This window comes from Succinivibrio sp. (genome assembly GCF_045124615.1).
Lineage (GTDB): Bacteria > Pseudomonadota > Gammaproteobacteria > Enterobacterales > Succinivibrionaceae > Succinivibrio > Succinivibrio faecicola.
In genome coordinates, this window is sequence record NZ_JBGVMC010000157.1 from 1 (window position 1) to 14397 (window position 14397).

Below are 14397 nucleotides of genomic sequence, written 5' to 3' on the forward strand. Positions count from 1 at the left end.
GTATAGAAGAATGTGAAGAAGATAATTGCAGCTGCATACAACAGTTCATATAAAGGCTGACCTGGCTGTAAGAATAAACTAATGCTACCCAAAACATTGGAAACAGCATTATCTCCTTGGCCGAACCAAGATACAACAGTACCAGGGAACAGAATAATTGACGATGCAAAAATTGCTGGAATAACACCTGATAAGTTGATCTTTAATGGTAAATTAGAGCGAGGCTGAGAGTAAATTCGATTACCCATCTGGCGTTTAGCGTATTCGATAACGATCTTACGCTGACCGCGCTCAACGAAAACCACAAACAATGTCACTAAGACAACAACTACACCGATTATTAGCAATGCGATAGTTGATAAATCACCTTGACGAGACTGCTCAAAGGTTCTTGCTAATGCTGAAGGTAATCCAGCTACAATACCTGCGAAAATGATAAGAGAAATACCATTTCCAATGCCACGCTCAGTGATCTGCTCACCTAACCACATCAGTAACATAGTACCAGTTACTAAAGAAACTGTAGTTACAAAATAAAAACCGAATCCTGGGTTATCAACTAAACCAGGCATCATGTTTGGTATACCAGTTGCCATACCAAAAGCCTGGAAGGCAGCAAGGAATACAGTTGCAACTCGGGTATACTGAGTAATCTTACGACGACCAGATTCACCCTCTTTCTTTAGTTCAGCTAAATTCTTGTTCAGAACTGCTAATAACTGAATAATAATAGATGCAGAAATATAAGGCATGATACCTAATGCTAAAACTGATGCACGCTCAAGAGCACCACCAGAAAACATATTGAACATGCCAATAATGGTTCCGCTTTGCGAATCAAAAATACGCTCTAAGACGTCTGCATTCACACCTGGAACAGGAATATAAGAGCCCAGTCTGAATATAATTAGCGCAAAAACAACAAATAAGAGACGCTGACGTAATTCGCCAGTTCCCTTTTGCTGTTGAGCAGCCATTTCACGACTTCTCTCGAAAAGCGATTTTTTTGCCATGCAAAACCTCAATTAGGGGGAATTGCTTCCCCCCATTAAATTATTTACCAGCAGCAGCTTTCTTAGCAGCTTTCTGCTCTGCAGTCTTCTTAGCAGGTCTTAGCTTTGGAGCAGCATTTAAAGCATCGATACGAGCCTGCTGCTTAGCAGCTGACTTCTTGTTTGATGCCTCTAAACGCTCAGCTGCATCAGTAATGTACTTAGCAACTTCTACTGAGCCACCTGCAGCTTCGATAGCAGCCTTAGCACCCTTAGTAACACCAAGACCCTTTACAGTGATCTTCTTGTTGAAGTTAGGTACGCGTGATAAAACAATCTTAACGTACTTAATCTTCTTGGTGATTAAACGGTTTGCTAATAAAGCAGCCATATCAACTACATCACCTTCGATACGATTTAAATCGTTTAAGGTAACTTCTGCAGTTACGTCAGACTTTGGTGACCAGAAACCAAACTTTGGTAAACGGATCTTTAATGGCATCTGACCGCCTTCGAAACCTGGACGCTTGTGAGCACTCTTACGAGCACCTGCACCTTTAACACCACGACCACAGGTCTTGCCTAAGCCAGAACCAATACCACGACCAACGCGTACTGCCTTCTTGTTATTAGAGCCTTCAAAGGTATTTAGACGCATGTTTTACTCCTCTACCTTTAGTAAGTAGCTAACCTTATTGATCATACCGCGAACTGAAGGAGTATCCTCTAGCTCAACAGTGTGACCAATGCGACGTAAACCTAAACCCTTAACAGTGTCTTTGTGCTTAGGTAAACGACCAATAGTGCTCTTAATTAGAGTAACTTTAACGGTTTTCTTATCTGCCATTTTTTACTCCATTATTTCCTTCACTGAAAGGCCACGCTTAGCAGCTACTGCTTCAGGAGTACGCATTGAAGCTAATGCAGCAACAGTAGCACGAACTACGTTGATTGGGTTTGTTGAACCGTATGCCTTAGCTAAAACATTGCGAACGCCAGCAACCTCTAATACAGCACGCATAGCACCACCAGCAATAATACCGGTACCTTCTGATGCAGGCTGCATATAAACCATAGAACCTGAGTGCTCACCCTTTACAGAGTGGAATAAGGTACCATTGTTTAAGTGAATGTTGTTGTTAATGTTACGACGAGCCTGTTCAATTGCCTTCTGAATAGCAGCAGGAACTTCACCAGCCTTACCATAACCAAAACCTACACGGCCGTTACCATCACCAACTACTGTTAAAGCGGTGAAAGAGAAAATACGACCACCCTTTACTACTTTAGCTACACGATTTACAGCTACTAGCTTCTCTTGTAATTCGCCTGCTTGAGTTTCGTCTTTGTGTTGCATTTCACACTCCTAGAACTTAAGGCCGGCTTCACGAGCTGCGTCAGCTAATGCTGCTACACGACCGTGATACTGATAGCCTGATCTGTCGAAAGCTACAGTTGTAACTGAAGCTGCAAGTGCACGCTCGGCAACAGCCTTACCAACAACCTTGGCAGCTTCTACGTTACCGGTGTACTTAAGACCCTTAACAAGGTCCTTATCTAAAGTGCTAGCTGAAGCTAAAACACGGTTATCATTGCTGATAATCTGAGCATAGATGTGACGTGGAGTACGTGTAACAACTAAACGGGTTACGCCTAACTCAGCCATCTTTGCGCGAGATTTAGTAGCGCGGCGAATGCGTGCTTCTTTCTTTTCAAACATGTTATGCCACCCTATTATTTCTTCTTAGCTTCTTTGATGTGAATGATTTCATCAGCATAGCGAACACCTTTGCCCTTGTATGGCTCTGGAGCACGGAATGCACGAACCTTAGCTGCAACCTGACCTAATAAAGCCTTATCGAAGCTCTTTAGAACGATATCTGTCTGAGATGGACACTCAGCGGTGATACCTTCAGGTAACTCAAAGTCAATTGGGTGAGAGTAACCTAAAATTAGGTTTAAAACCTTACCCTTAACTGCAGCACGATAACCAACACCAACTAACTTTAATGCCTTCTCGAAGCCCTTGTCTAAACCGATAACCATGTTATTCAGTAAAGCACGAGTTGTACCAGACTGCATGTTAGCGTCAGCAGAATCATCAGCTGGAGCTACTTTAATTACATTGTTCTCGAAAGAAACAGTAACTAAAGGATGAACATTTAACTGTAAATTGCCTTTCTTTGACTTTACAGTTACTAACTGACCGTCGAGAGAAACTTCGACGCCCTGAGGAACTACAACAGGTTCCTTAGCAATACGTGACATGTTGCCTCCCTATTATGCGACGTAACAAATAACTTCGCCGCCTAAGCCGTCCTTACGGGCAGCGCGATCGGTCATTAAGCCTTTAGAAGTTGAAATTACAGCAATACCTAAACCGTTCATAATACGTGGTAACTCGCTGCTCTTCTTGTAGATACGTAGGCCAGGACGAGATACTCTCTTGATTAACTCGATAACTGGTGCACCTTCGTAGTACTTAAGGCCAATTTCTAATACTTTCTTAACGTCGCCGTTCTCTGCAACTGAAGAGATATAACCCTCTTTTAGTAACAGATTAGCAATAGCAACCTTCAGCTTTGAAGATGGCATTGAAACGGAAACTTTGCCAGATGCCTGGCCGTTGCGAATGCGGGTTAATAAATCCGCAATAGGATCTTGCATCATTTGTATCTCTCCTCTTACCAGCTAGCCTTGTGTAGACCAGGGATTTCGCCACGCATCATGTGCTCACGTAACTTGATACGGCATAAACCGAACTTACGTAAATAACCATGTGGACGACCAGTCTCAGAACAGCGGTTACGCTGACGTGAAGGGCTTGAATCGCGTGGTAGTGCTGCTAATGCCTGCACTGCAGCGAAGCGCTCTTCATCTGAAGATGATACGCTTGAAATAACTTTTTTGAGATCCTGACGCTTTGCAAAATACTTATCTGCAAGACGCTGTCTCTTAAGATCTCTATTAATCATTGAAGTCTTAGCCATTAGTTCGTCCTCGATTACTTGCTTGCGTGAGTACGGAATGGGAAGTTGAATGACTCAAGAAGAGCTTTACCTTCTTCATCAGTCTTAGCAGTAGTGGTGATGGTAATATCTAAACCACGAACTGTATCAACCTTATCAAAATCGATCTCTGGGAAGATGATCTGCTCGCGTACACCCATTGAGTAATTTCCTCTACCATCAAATGACTTTGATGATAAACCACGGAAATCACGGATACGTGGAATTGCAATCACAATTAAACGCTCGAGGAACTCCGACATACGCTCACCGCGTAGGGTAACCTTACAGCCGATTGGATAGCCCTCACGAATATGGAAGCCCGCTACGGATTTGCGAACCTTGGTGATTAATGGCTTCTGACCAGCAATAGCTGCCATGTCACGTGCTGCGTTCTCAAGAACTTTCTTATCAGCAACAGCCTCACCAACACCCATATTCAGGGTGATTTTCTCAATCCGAGGGACTTGCATGATTGTTTTGTAACCAAATTTTTCAGTTAAGGCTTTGATTACTTCCTGCTTGTAAAGATCATGCAGTTTCGCCATCGTTATTCTCCTATAAAATTAACGCTTACTTGGCAGTTGAAGGAATGATGTTACCGTTTGACTTAAAGAAACGAACCTTTTTACCGTCTTCGAACTTAAAGCCTACACGATCAGCCTTCTTTGTTTCAGGATTGTAAATTGCTACGTTTGAAACATCTACTGGTGCTACAACGTCAACAATACCGCCCTGAATACCAAGATTTGGGTTAGCCTTCTGGTGTTTCTTCTTGACATTAATGCCTTCAACAAACACCTTATTTTCACGAGGTAATACACGGGTAACCTTACCAGTCTTGCCCTTGTCCTTACCAGTGATAACGATTACTTCATCGTTGGTGCGAATTTTCGCTGCCATGTTTAATACTCCCGCTTAAATTAGAGTACTTCTGGAGCTAAAGATACAATCTTCATAAACTGCTCTGAACGTAGTTCACGAGTAACAGGTCCGAAGATACGAGTACCAATAGGCTCATGCTGTGCAGTTAATAAAACTGCTGCGTTTGAATCAAAGCGAATTACTGAACCGTCCTGTCTGCGAACACCATACTTGGTGCGAACAACAACAGCGTCTAGTACGTCGCCCTTCTTAACTTTGCCGCGTGGGATAGCGTCTTTTACAGACACTTTAATAATGTCGCCGATGCCAGCGTAACGGCGGTGAGAACCACCTAAAACCTTAATACACTGAACTGCACGTGCGCCAGAATTATCAGCAACGTTAAGCATGCTCTGCATCTGGATCATTTCAAATGCTCCGTTTAAAAAACAAAATAACTACCTTTTCTAAAGACATTTTTAGAAAGGCGCTAAACTATACCATAAAAAAAATTAGACCGCAAGCACAAAAATGCCGGTCCAAGGTATAGTCATTCAATTATATACAGATTCTTTCAAAAAACAAATCGTTTCTAGGTTTCTTGCCATTTTTTTATTAGAAAAAATATGGTCATGAGAAATTTTTTCAATTTATTTTTACATTTTCTGCATTATGAAATTAAAAAGACCGCAGTATTACCTGCGGTCTTTGCTTAACTAATCAGAAAGATTAGTCCTGAGACTTCTCGATTACGCTTACTAGCTTCCAAGCGATAGTCTTAGAAACTGGTCTGCACTCGCAAATCTCAACGATATCACCAACGTGAGCTGTGTTCTCAGCGTCTGCTACGTGGAACTTGGTAGTACGGGTAACAATCTTACCATATACAGGATGAGCAACACGGCGCTCAACTGCTACTACACATGCCTTCTGCATCTTATCGCTTACTACACGACCGCGTAGGGTACGAGCTACTTTTGCATTTGATTCTGACATTTAACTCTTCCTCTACTTAGACTCTGAAGCTAACTTCTCAGAGATGATTGTGTTAATACGTGCGATATCGCGACGTACCTTACGAACGTTGTTAGTCTGCTGTAATGCACCAGACTTTAACTGGAAACGTAAGTTGAACTGCTCGCGCTGAAGATTTGACAATTCAGTCTTTAACTCTTCAACTGACTTATTACGTAAATCGTTTGCTTGCATTAGATCACCTGCTTACGAACGAAGGTAGTTGTTACAGATAACTTTGCTGATGCAAGACGGAATGCCTCACGAGCAACTTCTTCGGTAATACCACCAATCTCGAAAAGTACACGACCAGGCTGAATTGGAGCAACCCAGTACTCAACTGTACCTTTACCTTTACCCATACGAACACCAAGAGCTTTCTGAGTGATAGGCTTATCTGGGAACACACGGATCCAAACTTTACCTTCACGCTTCATCTCACGAGTGAACGCACGACGTGCAGCTTCGATCTCACGAGCAGTAATCTGACCACGAGATGTAGCTTTTAGACCAAACTCACCGAAAGATACGGTTGAACCAGCAAATGCTAAGCCCTCATTACGACCTTTCTGAGTCTTACGATATTTTGTACGTTTAGGTTGTAACACTTATACTTCCTCCGTTACTCTGCAGCCTTTGGAGCTGGAGCCTCTTCGGTCTTCTTAGCGCCACGACGACCACGACCAGGACGAGCCTGATTATCGTCACGACGACCACGACGGCCTGCAGGAGCAGCTGCATTGTTACGGTCTTCTGTCTCTTCCTGGGTTAGTGGTAAACCACCTAAAACTTCACCCTTGAAGATCCATACCTTAACACCGATAACACCATAGGTTGTTACTGCCTCTGATAAAGCGTAATCAATATCAGCACGTAAAGTGTGTAGAGGTACACGACCTTCACGTAACCACTCTGAACGAGCGATTTCTGCGCCGCCTAAACGGCCTGATACTTCAACCTTGATACCCTTAGCACCAGCACGCATTGCACTCTGGATTGCCTTCTTCATAGCGCGACGGAACATTACACGACGCTCTAACTGTGAAGCAATTGAGTCAGCAACTAGCTTAGCATCTAAGTCTGGCTTACGAATCTCAGAAATATTAACCTGAGCTGGAACACCAGCGATTGCAGAGATCTTCTGACGTAACTTCTCTACATCTTCGCCCTTCTTACCGATAACGATACCAGGACGTGCAGTGCAGATGGTTACGCGAATGCTCTTTGCAGGACGATCGATAACAATCTTAGATACAGATGCATTCTTAAGCTCGTTAGTTAAATACTTACGAACTGCAGAGTCGCTCTTAATGTTAGCTGGGAAATTTGCAGTAGATGCATAACAAACTGATGAATAAGCTTTGGTAATAACAAGTCTGATTCCGTTTGGATTAATTTTCTGGCCCATTATTACTCCCTAACGCTATCTGCAACAACTACGGTAATATGAGAGGTACGCTTTACGATACGATCAGCACGGCCTTTAGCACGTGGCATGATACGCTTTAATGAAGGACCCTCATCAACCATAATCTTAGATACAACTAAATCGTCGATATCTAATGACTGATTGTGCTCTGCATTTGCAATTGCGCTGAGCAATACCTTACGGATTAGTGCAGCAGCCTTTCTTGGGCTGAACTGTAATAAATCCAGTGCTTTCTGAACAGGTAAACCGCGAACTTGGTCAGCAACCAAGCGAGCTTTCTGAGCAGAAGAGCGAGCATAACGATGTATAGCTTTAACTTCCATTACATTAAACTCCTTTAACCTTTTGCATCAGAAGCGGTGTGACCCTTAAAGGTACGAGTAGGTGCAAACTCACCTAACTTGTGACCAACCATTTCATCTAAGATGAATACAGGTACGTGATTACGACCGTTATGTACAGCGATTGTCATTCCAATCATCTGTGGAATGATAACTGAACGGCGTGACCAGGTCTTGATAGGCTTTTTATCGCCTTTCTCAGAAGCCTGAAGTACCTTCTTTAGTAAGGACTCATCAATAAATGGACCTTTCTTTAAAGAACGTGGCATGTTAAATCCTCGCTAAACAATTAACGGTGGTGAACAATGTACTTATCAGTACGCTTGTTCTTACGTGTCTTGTAACCCTTACTTGGAGTACCCCAAGGTGAGCATGGCTGAATGCCCTTGTTACGGCCTTCACCACCACCATGTGGGTGATCGATAGGGTTCATAGACATACCACGAACGGTTGGGCGAACGCCTCTCCAGCGCTTAGCACCAGCCTTACCAAACTGAGCTAACATGTGCTCGCCGTTGCCGATTTCACCAATGGTAGCACGGCAGTCAGCTAATACCTTACGCATTTCGCCTGAACGCATACGTAAAGTTACATAAGCACCTTCACGAGCAACTAATTCGCAGTAGCAGCCTGCTGAACGAGCAAATACTGCACCTGCACCTGGGTTTAACTCAACAGCATGAATTGTTGAACCAAGTGGAATGTTGCGCATTGGTAAAGTGTTACCAACTTTGATAGCAGCATCTGGACCTGATACAACTACATCACCAACTTTTAAGCCCTTAGGAGCTAAGATATAGCTGCGGGTACCATCAGCGTAGCAGATTAATGCGATGTGAGCAGAACGGTTTGGATCATACTCTAAACGCTCTACGCGTGCCTCAACACCATCTTTCTGACGCTTGAAGTCAACTAAACGATAGCGCTGCTTGTGGCCACCACCGATGTGACGGGTTGAAATGTGACCATAATTGTCACGACCACCAGTCTTACGCTTCTCAACAGTTAGAGAACGCTCTGGACCACCCTTCCATAAGCCATCAGTCTTGATCATTACAACATGACGACGAGCTGGGGAGGTTGGCTTTGCTTTAATGATTGCCATTAGTTGCTCTCCTTGTTACCCTGAGCTGCCTGCTCAATCTCAGCTAATGAGTTCTCTGGAACGGTGATATAAGCCTTTTTCCAATCTGAACGCTTGCCGAAACCGCGAGCTGTACGACGAACCTTACCCTGGAAGTTTAAGGTACGAACTGCTAAAGCGTCGATGTTAAATACAGCCTTAACTGCAGCCTTGATCTCATCTTTAGTTGCATCTTTAGCAACTTTTAATACGATAACGTTCTTTTCGTTTGCAGCAGTGCTCTTCTCTGAAACTACTGGTGCACGTAAAACGTCAAATAAACGAGCCTGTGACATTATTTAAACATCTCCTCTACTTTCTTAACAGCAGCAGAAGTGATAAGAACCTTATCAAAACCAACTAAGTTTACTGGGTTGAACTCAGATGACAGTGGCTGGCATACTTCAACTCTGTATAGATTACGGGATGCTAAGAATAAATTGTCATCGATAGCATCAGTAACGATCAGAACCTGCTTTAAGCCTAAATCCTTTAGCTTTGATACTAAGGTCTTTGTCTTGTGGTCTTCGATCTTGAAATCTTCAACTACAACTAAGCGATCCTGACGAACTAACTCAGATAAGATGCTGCTCATTGCAGCGCGGTACATCTTACGATTTACCTTCTGAGTCCAATCCTGTGGCTTTGCAGCGAAGGTGGTACCACCTGCACGCCAAATAGGTGAGCGAGATGAACCAGCACGTGCACGACCAGTGCCCTTCTGACGGAAAGGCTTCTTACCGCCACCTGAAACCTCAGAACGGGTCTTCTGAGCTTTAGTACCGCGGCGAGCAGTGCTTAGGTATGATACAACTACCTGGTGCACTAATGGCTCGTTGAACTCGCGACCAAAGGTGCTCTCAGCTACCTCTAGTTGCTTGTCTGCGCCAACTAACTTTAATTCCATTTCCTATTACCTCGGGTTAAGCTTTTAGACTTGGTCTTACGATTACGTCACCGTTATTAGCACCTGGTACGGCACCCTTAACGAGAAGTAAGTTACGCTCTGCGTCAATGCGAACTAAATCAAGGCTTAAAACTGTAACCTTCTCAGAACCCATATGACCAACCATCTTCTTGCCCTTGAATACTCTACCTGGGGTCTGATTCTGACCGGTAGAACCTGGAACACGATGTGAACGTGAGTTACCGTGAGTATAATCCTGGTGTAAGAAGTTATAACGCTTAATAGTACCAGCAGTACCTTTACCTTTTGACTGACCGGTCACGTCAACTTTCTTAACGTCCTGGAATGCATCAACCTTGATCTCGTCGCCAACATTATAAGATGCTAGCTCAGACTCGGTTAGACGGAACTCCCATAAGCCACGGCCTGCCTGTACGCCGGACTTTGCGAAATGACCAATTTCTGGCTTGGTCATGCGACTTGCTTTGCGATCACCAGTAGTAACCTGGATTGCGGTATAACCGTCAGATTCCATGTTCTTGATCTGGGTAACGCGGTTTGCTTCTACCTGGATGACTGTTACTGGAACAGATTTGCCGTTCTCGTTGAAAACACGGGTCATACCAAGCTTGCGGCCAATTAAACCGATTGACATTGTATTTATCCCCTATTGTTAGCGAAGGCTGATCTGAACATCCACACCAGCTGCAAGATCTAAACGCATTAAAGCATCAACAGTCTTCTCAGTTGGCTCCACGATGTCAATTAAACGCTTGTGGGTACGGATTTCGTACTGGTCACGAGCATCTTTGTTTACATGTGGGGAAATAAGGATGGTGTAACGCTCCTTACGAGTAGGGAGCGGGATCGGACCACGAACTTGAGCACCGGTACGTTTTGCGGTTTCAACGATTTCAGCTGTTGAGTGATCAATCAATCTGTGATCGTATGCCTTAAGACGGATCCTAATTTTCTGATTCTGCATTGCAGACTCCATTATTAAATAAAAAGAACATACAGACACCTGCCTTCTTGCTCAGCTTAGATAAAAATCTAATTACAAGAGGAAGTGCTGTTACTTAACAATTTCTCCCAAAATTAGGGAGGGTATCATCAGCCGCATCATAAAGAAGTAGGGCTGGTTTTGTAGTCGATGTCACAAAACATGCTACAAAGCGTTCGAATATTTTACACAATTTGTGAAAAATATCAACTATTTTTTAGTATGCAATAAAATTTACTTTTATCTTATTGTTTTATATTGTTTTTATTTTTGTTTTTTTATGTTTTCTAATGTATTTTTTCCATACATCAGTTTTAAAGAATCAGCATTTATATCGTATTCTTTGTGTAAAAGATCTAATCTATTTTCACTATCTGGCACACCTTCTATACCAAGCATCGAAATTACAAGATTGAATATCAGATCATTTGAAAAATAAGCATTCTGTCTTTCTTTGAACATTTCTGCCTTTACTGGCTGTAACTTTTTAAAACTATCCGACAAATAAACAACTAATGGTACATGCAGCATATCAATTGTTACATTTTCAGGATCATGCCCTCCCATAAGGTATGGATCTTCGCCATGATCAGAAAAATATACCATTGCTCTGAAGTTTTTGTTTTTTAAAGCTTCCTTGTATATAGAATCTACTACATAATCTGTATAGAACAGAGTGTCATCATATGAATCTATTACACTATCCTCTGTTTTAAATGTCTTGAATTCATTTGGAACTCTTCTGTCATATTTCTGATGAGATCCCATTAGATGTATGATAATCAGAGCTTTTTTGTCTACTTTTATTTTTTTAAACCTCTTTACGAGCTCATAATCATAGTAAACTCCTTCCATTTTTGCTGATCCATTAGTCCATATTTCATGATCCGCAGTGGAAGCTATTACAGTAATAGGAGTTTCATACATTCCAAATTTTCTCTGATTAGAAAGCCAGTATGTTTCAAATCCTAAGCTTTTTGCAATTTCTATTAGTGAATAGGAATCAACCACATCAATGTTCTGATACTGATTTGCCTGAGTTAATGCATAAGACAATGCCTGTACTGTCTGCGGCCAGGATGAATATACATTTTTATATATAAAAGCTTCATGATTCAAAACTCTTTTGTTAAGCAGAGGGAAGGTGTTTCTTACAGCTCCGAAAACAGACATTCTTGATGCATTATTTGATTCACCTACAACAACTACATAAAGACCAGGATCTTCTGCTAATGCATTATTCTGAGTTAAACCTTTAAGCTTTGATAATTTCTGTGCTCTAATGCCTTTTAGCTCCTTATATTTATTGAAATTATCTAATTGCTTTGATGTGACATTCACTACAGAAAAAGGAAGATAATCCATTCTTGGAAGTGCAAGAACAATTGCTCCTATCAAGCATAAAAGTAAGGAAAATGCACTTGTTTTACTAACTTTTAAAGTCATCTGAACTCTTTTTAGAGCAAATATGTTTAAAAGCATAACAAAAACCAGAAAAAGAAAAGCCACGCCCCAGCTTAAACTTACATTACTTAAAAAGAATTCCTTTCCTTCCTGAGGATTTGTCTGAGCAAGTGCAATAATTATGTCTGATGAAAGAAGAGATCCTGTTGCTACAAAATATGATTCAAAAATAAGAGGCAACAATAAAGATAGAATAACAATAATTACAAATACAAAACCTTTAACAAAAGATAAATGGCAGTTTTTCTGACCAAGCAGTGCAATTGATGTTATAACAAAGCTCAATGATATAAGCGAAAAATCTATACCTTTTACTACATCTATTAGATTTGTGTTCAGATTAAGACCTAAAGCTATGAGATAAACACTCATATAGGTAAAAAGATATATAAAAAATGCAGCTAGTGTCCTTATATCCTTTTTTATGCCAGAAAAGTACAGTGCAACAATAAAAATCATCAGAGATGACAAGGTATAAACACTGAATGATACATAGCTTCTTAATGACAAGCCGTAAATAGAGTAATACAGCAATGAGAGTAATACCGGACAAGCTGCCTTTAAAGAAAATCTGATAAAATCCATCAACATGCCCCCGTCAGAAAAAATTTTTTATATAATACGTCAACTATAATTTCTATTCAAAAATATAAGCATGAATTATACTTTTACTCTTCCAGAAAATTACTTAGAAGACTCACCTAAAAAAGATCTTGTTCTTCCTGAAGGTGCAAATGGCGTTGTACTTCACTGTTGCTGTGCCCCTTGCTCTATCGGACTGGTTCAGTGTCTGTTAATAAACAATATAAAGCCTTTGATGTTTTTTTATAATCCAAATATCTATCCTGAGAATGAATATATAAAAAGACGCGATGAATGGATCTGTCTTTGCAAGCAGGTTGATCTTGAGTACATCATCGGTGATTATAATCATCAAGAATATCTTGATTCTGTAAAAGGATTAGAAGATGAACCTGAAAGAGGAAACAGATGTCTTATGTGTTTCAAACACCGCCTACTTGTCACAGCACAGATAGCAAAACAAAGAAACATCAATCTCTTTGCTACAACTTTATGCACATCAAGATGGAAAAGTAAAAAACAGGTTGATGCTGCAGGTTTTTATGCTCAGGAAAAAACAAGAATAAAGTACTGGGATCAGGACTGGAGAAAAGAAGGTCTTGTTGAAAGAAGATATCAGCTTGTTAAGGAAATTGATTTTTATAATCAGCAGTACTGCGGCTGCGAATTTTCAATAAATAAAGACAGCTACAGAAAGTAAAACCTATAAATACTATGTGAATATTTATAGGTTTCAGATAGGAATAATAAAACTTAAGCACCATACTGCTCGCGATAAGCTAACATTGCAGGAAGATGCTCTTTTAGTGAATCATCCTGTTCAATATACTTGATAAGATCGTCTAAGGTAACAATAGAAATGATCTTGATTCCGATATCTCTTTCAGCTTCTGCAATTGCACTTAACTGAGTTTTGCCCTTTTCCTGACGATTTAAAGCAATAATCGCATACTTGAAATTAGCACCGTTTGCCTTAATGATCTCTTCTGATTCACGAATTGCGGTTCCAGCTGTGATAACATCATCAACAAGAAGAACATCACCTGCTAGTGGTGCACCAACAAGATTTCCTCCTTCGCCATGATCCTTCTTCTCTTTTCTGTTAAAACACCATGGTGTATTTTTGTTATGCTCGGTTGCAAGAGCAATGGATGCTGCACAAGCTAATGGAATACCCTTATATGCAGGGCCAAATAAAACATCAAATTTAATGCCTGCTTCAACAATGGCATGCGCATAGCATGAGCCTAGGATCTGAAGATCCTCACCAGTATTGAATCCACCTGCATTGAAAAAATAAGGGCTTGTTCTACCAGATTTCAGAACAAATGATCCGAATTTTAAAACACCTTTTTTTAAAGCAAGTTCAATAAATTTTTTTTGATAGTTCTGCATAGTAATTCCTCAAAATTCTTTGTGAAATTCTATCTTATTTCGTATCATTTGTCTTAATTCTTTTTTTAATAGGCTTTTTATGAATACGATTTCTAGCATGACCGGCGCTGCAAGCGTTCAATATAATTCAAATGAACTTTCTTTTTCTATTACTGTTAAAACAGTAAACAATCGATTTTTAGATGCTTACTTCAAGCTGTCAGACAATATTGCTCACCTTGAATCAAATTTCAGAGCACTGTGTGCAGAATATCTGAAAAGAGGAAAAATTGAAT

25 protein-coding genes and 1 pseudogene are annotated in these 14397 nt (G+C 40.9%); 2 read left to right on the forward strand and 24 right to left on the reverse strand.

Features of this window, described 5'->3' with window-relative positions:
- The 23 genes and pseudogenes from secY to ACJML3_RS04200 all read right to left on the reverse strand — a co-directional run.
- A partial coding sequence (secY, locus tag ACJML3_RS04090) for a preprotein translocase subunit SecY (RefSeq protein ID WP_406020885.1) occupies positions 1-977 on the reverse strand: 977 nt, incomplete at its 3' end.
- A gap of 244 nt (positions 978-1221) precedes the next feature.
- A pseudogene (rplO, locus tag ACJML3_RS04095) lies at positions 1222-1650 on the reverse strand (50S ribosomal protein L15); the annotation flags it as partial.
- Positions 1651-1653: 3 nt separating this feature from the next.
- On the reverse strand, positions 1654-1839 hold the full coding sequence (gene rpmD / locus ACJML3_RS04100) for a 50S ribosomal protein L30 (RefSeq protein WP_219937212.1): 186 nt from the start codon (positions 1837-1839) through the stop codon (positions 1654-1656).
- A gap of 3 nt (positions 1840-1842) precedes the next feature.
- Positions 1843-2349: a 30S ribosomal protein S5 gene (gene rpsE, locus ACJML3_RS04105; protein ID WP_219937211.1), complete on the reverse strand. Its 507-nt coding sequence runs from the start codon at positions 2347-2349 to the stop codon at positions 1843-1845.
- Between the two features lie 9 nt (positions 2350-2358).
- The gene (gene rplR / locus ACJML3_RS04110; protein ID WP_219937210.1) at positions 2359-2712 is read right to left on the reverse strand and encodes a 50S ribosomal protein L18; all 354 of its coding nucleotides are present in this window, start codon (positions 2710-2712) and stop codon (positions 2359-2361) included.
- A gap of 14 nt (positions 2713-2726) precedes the next feature.
- Entirely contained in the window at positions 2727-3260 is a 534-nt protein-coding gene (rplF, locus tag ACJML3_RS04115) for a 50S ribosomal protein L6 (RefSeq protein WP_406020868.1), read from the reverse strand.
- Positions 3261-3272: 12 nt separating this feature from the next.
- Complete coding sequence (gene rpsH, locus ACJML3_RS04120; RefSeq protein ID WP_406020870.1) at positions 3273-3662, reverse strand: 30S ribosomal protein S8; 390 nt, start codon at positions 3660-3662, stop codon at positions 3273-3275.
- 14 nt (positions 3663-3676) lie between these two features.
- Entirely contained in the window at positions 3677-3982 is a 306-nt protein-coding gene (rpsN, locus tag ACJML3_RS04125) for a 30S ribosomal protein S14 (RefSeq protein ID WP_219937208.1), read from the reverse strand.
- A 14-nt stretch (positions 3983-3996) separates the two neighbouring features.
- Positions 3997-4548: a 50S ribosomal protein L5 gene (gene rplE / locus ACJML3_RS04130; RefSeq protein ID WP_406020872.1), complete on the reverse strand. Its 552-nt coding sequence runs from the start codon at positions 4546-4548 to the stop codon at positions 3997-3999.
- Between the two features lie 25 nt (positions 4549-4573).
- The gene (gene rplX / locus ACJML3_RS04135) at positions 4574-4903 is read right to left on the reverse strand and encodes a 50S ribosomal protein L24 (protein WP_219937206.1); all 330 of its coding nucleotides are present in this window, start codon (positions 4901-4903) and stop codon (positions 4574-4576) included.
- Positions 4904-4923: 20 nt separating this feature from the next.
- The gene (gene rplN, locus ACJML3_RS04140; protein WP_219937205.1) at positions 4924-5292 is read right to left on the reverse strand and encodes a 50S ribosomal protein L14; all 369 of its coding nucleotides are present in this window, start codon (positions 5290-5292) and stop codon (positions 4924-4926) included.
- Positions 5293-5593: 301 nt separating this feature from the next.
- A complete protein-coding gene (rpsQ, locus tag ACJML3_RS04145) occupies positions 5594-5860 on the reverse strand; it encodes a 30S ribosomal protein S17 (RefSeq protein WP_219937204.1) in 267 nt (88 codons plus the stop codon).
- A gap of 12 nt (positions 5861-5872) precedes the next feature.
- Positions 5873-6073 carry a 50S ribosomal protein L29 gene (rpmC, locus tag ACJML3_RS04150; protein ID WP_219937203.1) on the reverse strand — a complete coding sequence of 67 codons (201 nt, stop codon included), beginning with the start codon at positions 6071-6073 and terminating at the stop codon, positions 5873-5875.
- Complete coding sequence (rplP, locus tag ACJML3_RS04155) at positions 6073-6486, reverse strand: 50S ribosomal protein L16 (RefSeq protein ID WP_219937202.1); 414 nt, start codon at positions 6484-6486, stop codon at positions 6073-6075. Before rplP ends, rpmC begins: the two co-directional genes overlap by 1 nt.
- A gap of 14 nt (positions 6487-6500) precedes the next feature.
- On the reverse strand, positions 6501-7286 hold the full coding sequence (rpsC, locus tag ACJML3_RS04160) for a 30S ribosomal protein S3 (RefSeq protein WP_406020875.1): 786 nt from the start codon (positions 7284-7286) through the stop codon (positions 6501-6503).
- Between the two features lie 2 nt (positions 7287-7288).
- Positions 7289-7630: a 50S ribosomal protein L22 gene (gene rplV, locus ACJML3_RS04165; RefSeq protein ID WP_219937200.1), complete on the reverse strand. Its 342-nt coding sequence runs from the start codon at positions 7628-7630 to the stop codon at positions 7289-7291.
- A gap of 14 nt (positions 7631-7644) precedes the next feature.
- Entirely contained in the window at positions 7645-7917 is a 273-nt protein-coding gene (rpsS, locus tag ACJML3_RS04170) for a 30S ribosomal protein S19 (RefSeq protein ID WP_219937199.1), read from the reverse strand.
- A 20-nt stretch (positions 7918-7937) separates the two neighbouring features.
- Entirely contained in the window at positions 7938-8753 is an 816-nt protein-coding gene (rplB, locus tag ACJML3_RS04175) for a 50S ribosomal protein L2 (protein WP_219937198.1), read from the reverse strand.
- The gene (gene rplW / locus ACJML3_RS04180; protein ID WP_219937254.1) at positions 8753-9070 is read right to left on the reverse strand and encodes a 50S ribosomal protein L23; all 318 of its coding nucleotides are present in this window, start codon (positions 9068-9070) and stop codon (positions 8753-8755) included. Before rplW ends, rplB begins: the two co-directional genes overlap by 1 nt.
- Complete coding sequence (gene rplD, locus ACJML3_RS04185) at positions 9067-9678, reverse strand: 50S ribosomal protein L4 (RefSeq protein WP_219937197.1); 612 nt, start codon at positions 9676-9678, stop codon at positions 9067-9069. Before rplD ends, rplW begins: the two co-directional genes overlap by 4 nt.
- 16 nt (positions 9679-9694) lie before the next feature.
- A complete protein-coding gene (rplC, locus tag ACJML3_RS04190) occupies positions 9695-10333 on the reverse strand; it encodes a 50S ribosomal protein L3 (protein WP_219937196.1) in 639 nt (212 codons plus the stop codon).
- Positions 10334-10351: 18 nt separating this feature from the next.
- Positions 10352-10663 (reverse strand): 30S ribosomal protein S10, encoded by a 312-nt coding sequence (gene rpsJ, locus ACJML3_RS04195; protein WP_219937195.1) that lies wholly within the window; start codon positions 10661-10663, stop codon positions 10352-10354.
- Between the two features lie 282 nt (positions 10664-10945).
- Positions 10946-12730 (reverse strand): sulfatase-like hydrolase/transferase, encoded by a 1785-nt coding sequence (locus tag ACJML3_RS04200; protein WP_406020878.1) that lies wholly within the window; start codon positions 12728-12730, stop codon positions 10946-10948.
- A gap of 70 nt (positions 12731-12800) precedes the next feature.
- Here ACJML3_RS04200 and ACJML3_RS04205 point away from each other — a divergent pair, with 70 nt between their 5' ends.
- Entirely contained in the window at positions 12801-13427 is a 627-nt protein-coding gene (locus ACJML3_RS04205; protein ID WP_406020880.1) for an epoxyqueuosine reductase QueH, read from the forward strand.
- Between the two features lie 53 nt (positions 13428-13480).
- Here ACJML3_RS04205 and pyrE read toward each other — a convergent pair whose 3' ends face one another.
- The gene (pyrE, locus tag ACJML3_RS04210; protein ID WP_219937192.1) at positions 13481-14122 is read right to left on the reverse strand and encodes an orotate phosphoribosyltransferase; all 642 of its coding nucleotides are present in this window, start codon (positions 14120-14122) and stop codon (positions 13481-13483) included.
- Between the two features lie 79 nt (positions 14123-14201).
- Here pyrE and ACJML3_RS04215 point away from each other — a divergent pair.
- Positions 14202-14397: YicC/YloC family endoribonuclease (locus tag ACJML3_RS04215; protein WP_406020883.1), on the forward strand; the 196-nt coding region annotated here is incomplete at its 3' end.

Bases quoted from the DNA above. Each gene is read 5' to 3' on its own strand.
- rplR (WP_219937210.1), bottom strand. From the start codon at position 2,712: ATGTTTGAAAAGAAAGAAGCACGCATTCGCCGCGCTACTAAATCTCGC.
- rplN (WP_219937205.1), bottom strand. From the start codon at position 5,292: ATGATCCAGATGCAGAGCATGCTTAACGTTGCTGATAATTCTGGCGCA.
- rpsE (WP_219937211.1), bottom strand. From the start codon at position 2,349: ATGCAACACAAAGACGAAACTCAAGCAGGCGAATTACAAGAGAAGCTA.
- rplF (WP_406020868.1), bottom strand. From the start codon at position 3,260: ATGTCACGTATTGCTAAGGAACCTGTTGTAGTTCCTCAGGGCGTCGAA.
- rpmD (WP_219937212.1), bottom strand. From the start codon at position 1,839: ATGGCAGATAAGAAAACCGTTAAAGTTACTCTAATTAAGAGCACTATT.
- ACJML3_RS04200 (WP_406020878.1), bottom strand. From the start codon at position 12,730: ATGGATTTTATCAGATTTTCTTTAAAGGCAGCTTGTCCGGTATTACTC.
- pyrE (WP_219937192.1), bottom strand. From the start codon at position 14,122: ATGCAGAACTATCAAAAAAAATTTATTGAACTTGCTTTAAAAAAAGGT.
- rplC (WP_219937196.1), bottom strand. From the start codon at position 10,333: ATGTCAATCGGTTTAATTGGCCGCAAGCTTGGTATGACCCGTGTTTTC.
- rpsJ (WP_219937195.1), bottom strand. From the start codon at position 10,663: ATGCAGAATCAGAAAATTAGGATCCGTCTTAAGGCATACGATCACAGA.
- rpmC (WP_219937203.1), bottom strand. From the start codon at position 6,073: ATGCAAGCAAACGATTTACGTAATAAGTCAGTTGAAGAGTTAAAGACT.
- rplV (WP_219937200.1), bottom strand. From the start codon at position 7,630: ATGGAAGTTAAAGCTATACATCGTTATGCTCGCTCTTCTGCTCAGAAA.
- rpsS (WP_219937199.1), bottom strand. From the start codon at position 7,917: ATGCCACGTTCTTTAAAGAAAGGTCCATTTATTGATGAGTCCTTACTA.
- ACJML3_RS04205 (WP_406020880.1), top strand. From the start codon at position 12,801: ATGAATTATACTTTTACTCTTCCAGAAAATTACTTAGAAGACTCACCT.
- rpsQ (WP_219937204.1), bottom strand. From the start codon at position 5,860: ATGTCAGAATCAAATGCAAAAGTAGCTCGTACCCTACGCGGTCGTGTA.
- rplB (WP_219937198.1), bottom strand. From the start codon at position 8,753: ATGGCAATCATTAAAGCAAAGCCAACCTCCCCAGCTCGTCGTCATGTT.
- rpsH (WP_406020870.1), bottom strand. From the start codon at position 3,662: ATGATGCAAGATCCTATTGCGGATTTATTAACCCGCATTCGCAACGGC.
- rplE (WP_406020872.1), bottom strand. From the start codon at position 4,548: ATGGCGAAACTGCATGATCTTTACAAGCAGGAAGTAATCAAAGCCTTA.
- rplD (WP_219937197.1), bottom strand. From the start codon at position 9,678: ATGGAATTAAAGTTAGTTGGCGCAGACAAGCAACTAGAGGTAGCTGAG.
- rpsN (WP_219937208.1), bottom strand. From the start codon at position 3,982: ATGGCTAAGACTTCAATGATTAATAGAGATCTTAAGAGACAGCGTCTT.
- rplX (WP_219937206.1), bottom strand. From the start codon at position 4,903: ATGGCAGCGAAAATTCGCACCAACGATGAAGTAATCGTTATCACTGGT.
- rpsC (WP_406020875.1), bottom strand. From the start codon at position 7,286: ATGGGCCAGAAAATTAATCCAAACGGAATCAGACTTGTTATTACCAAA.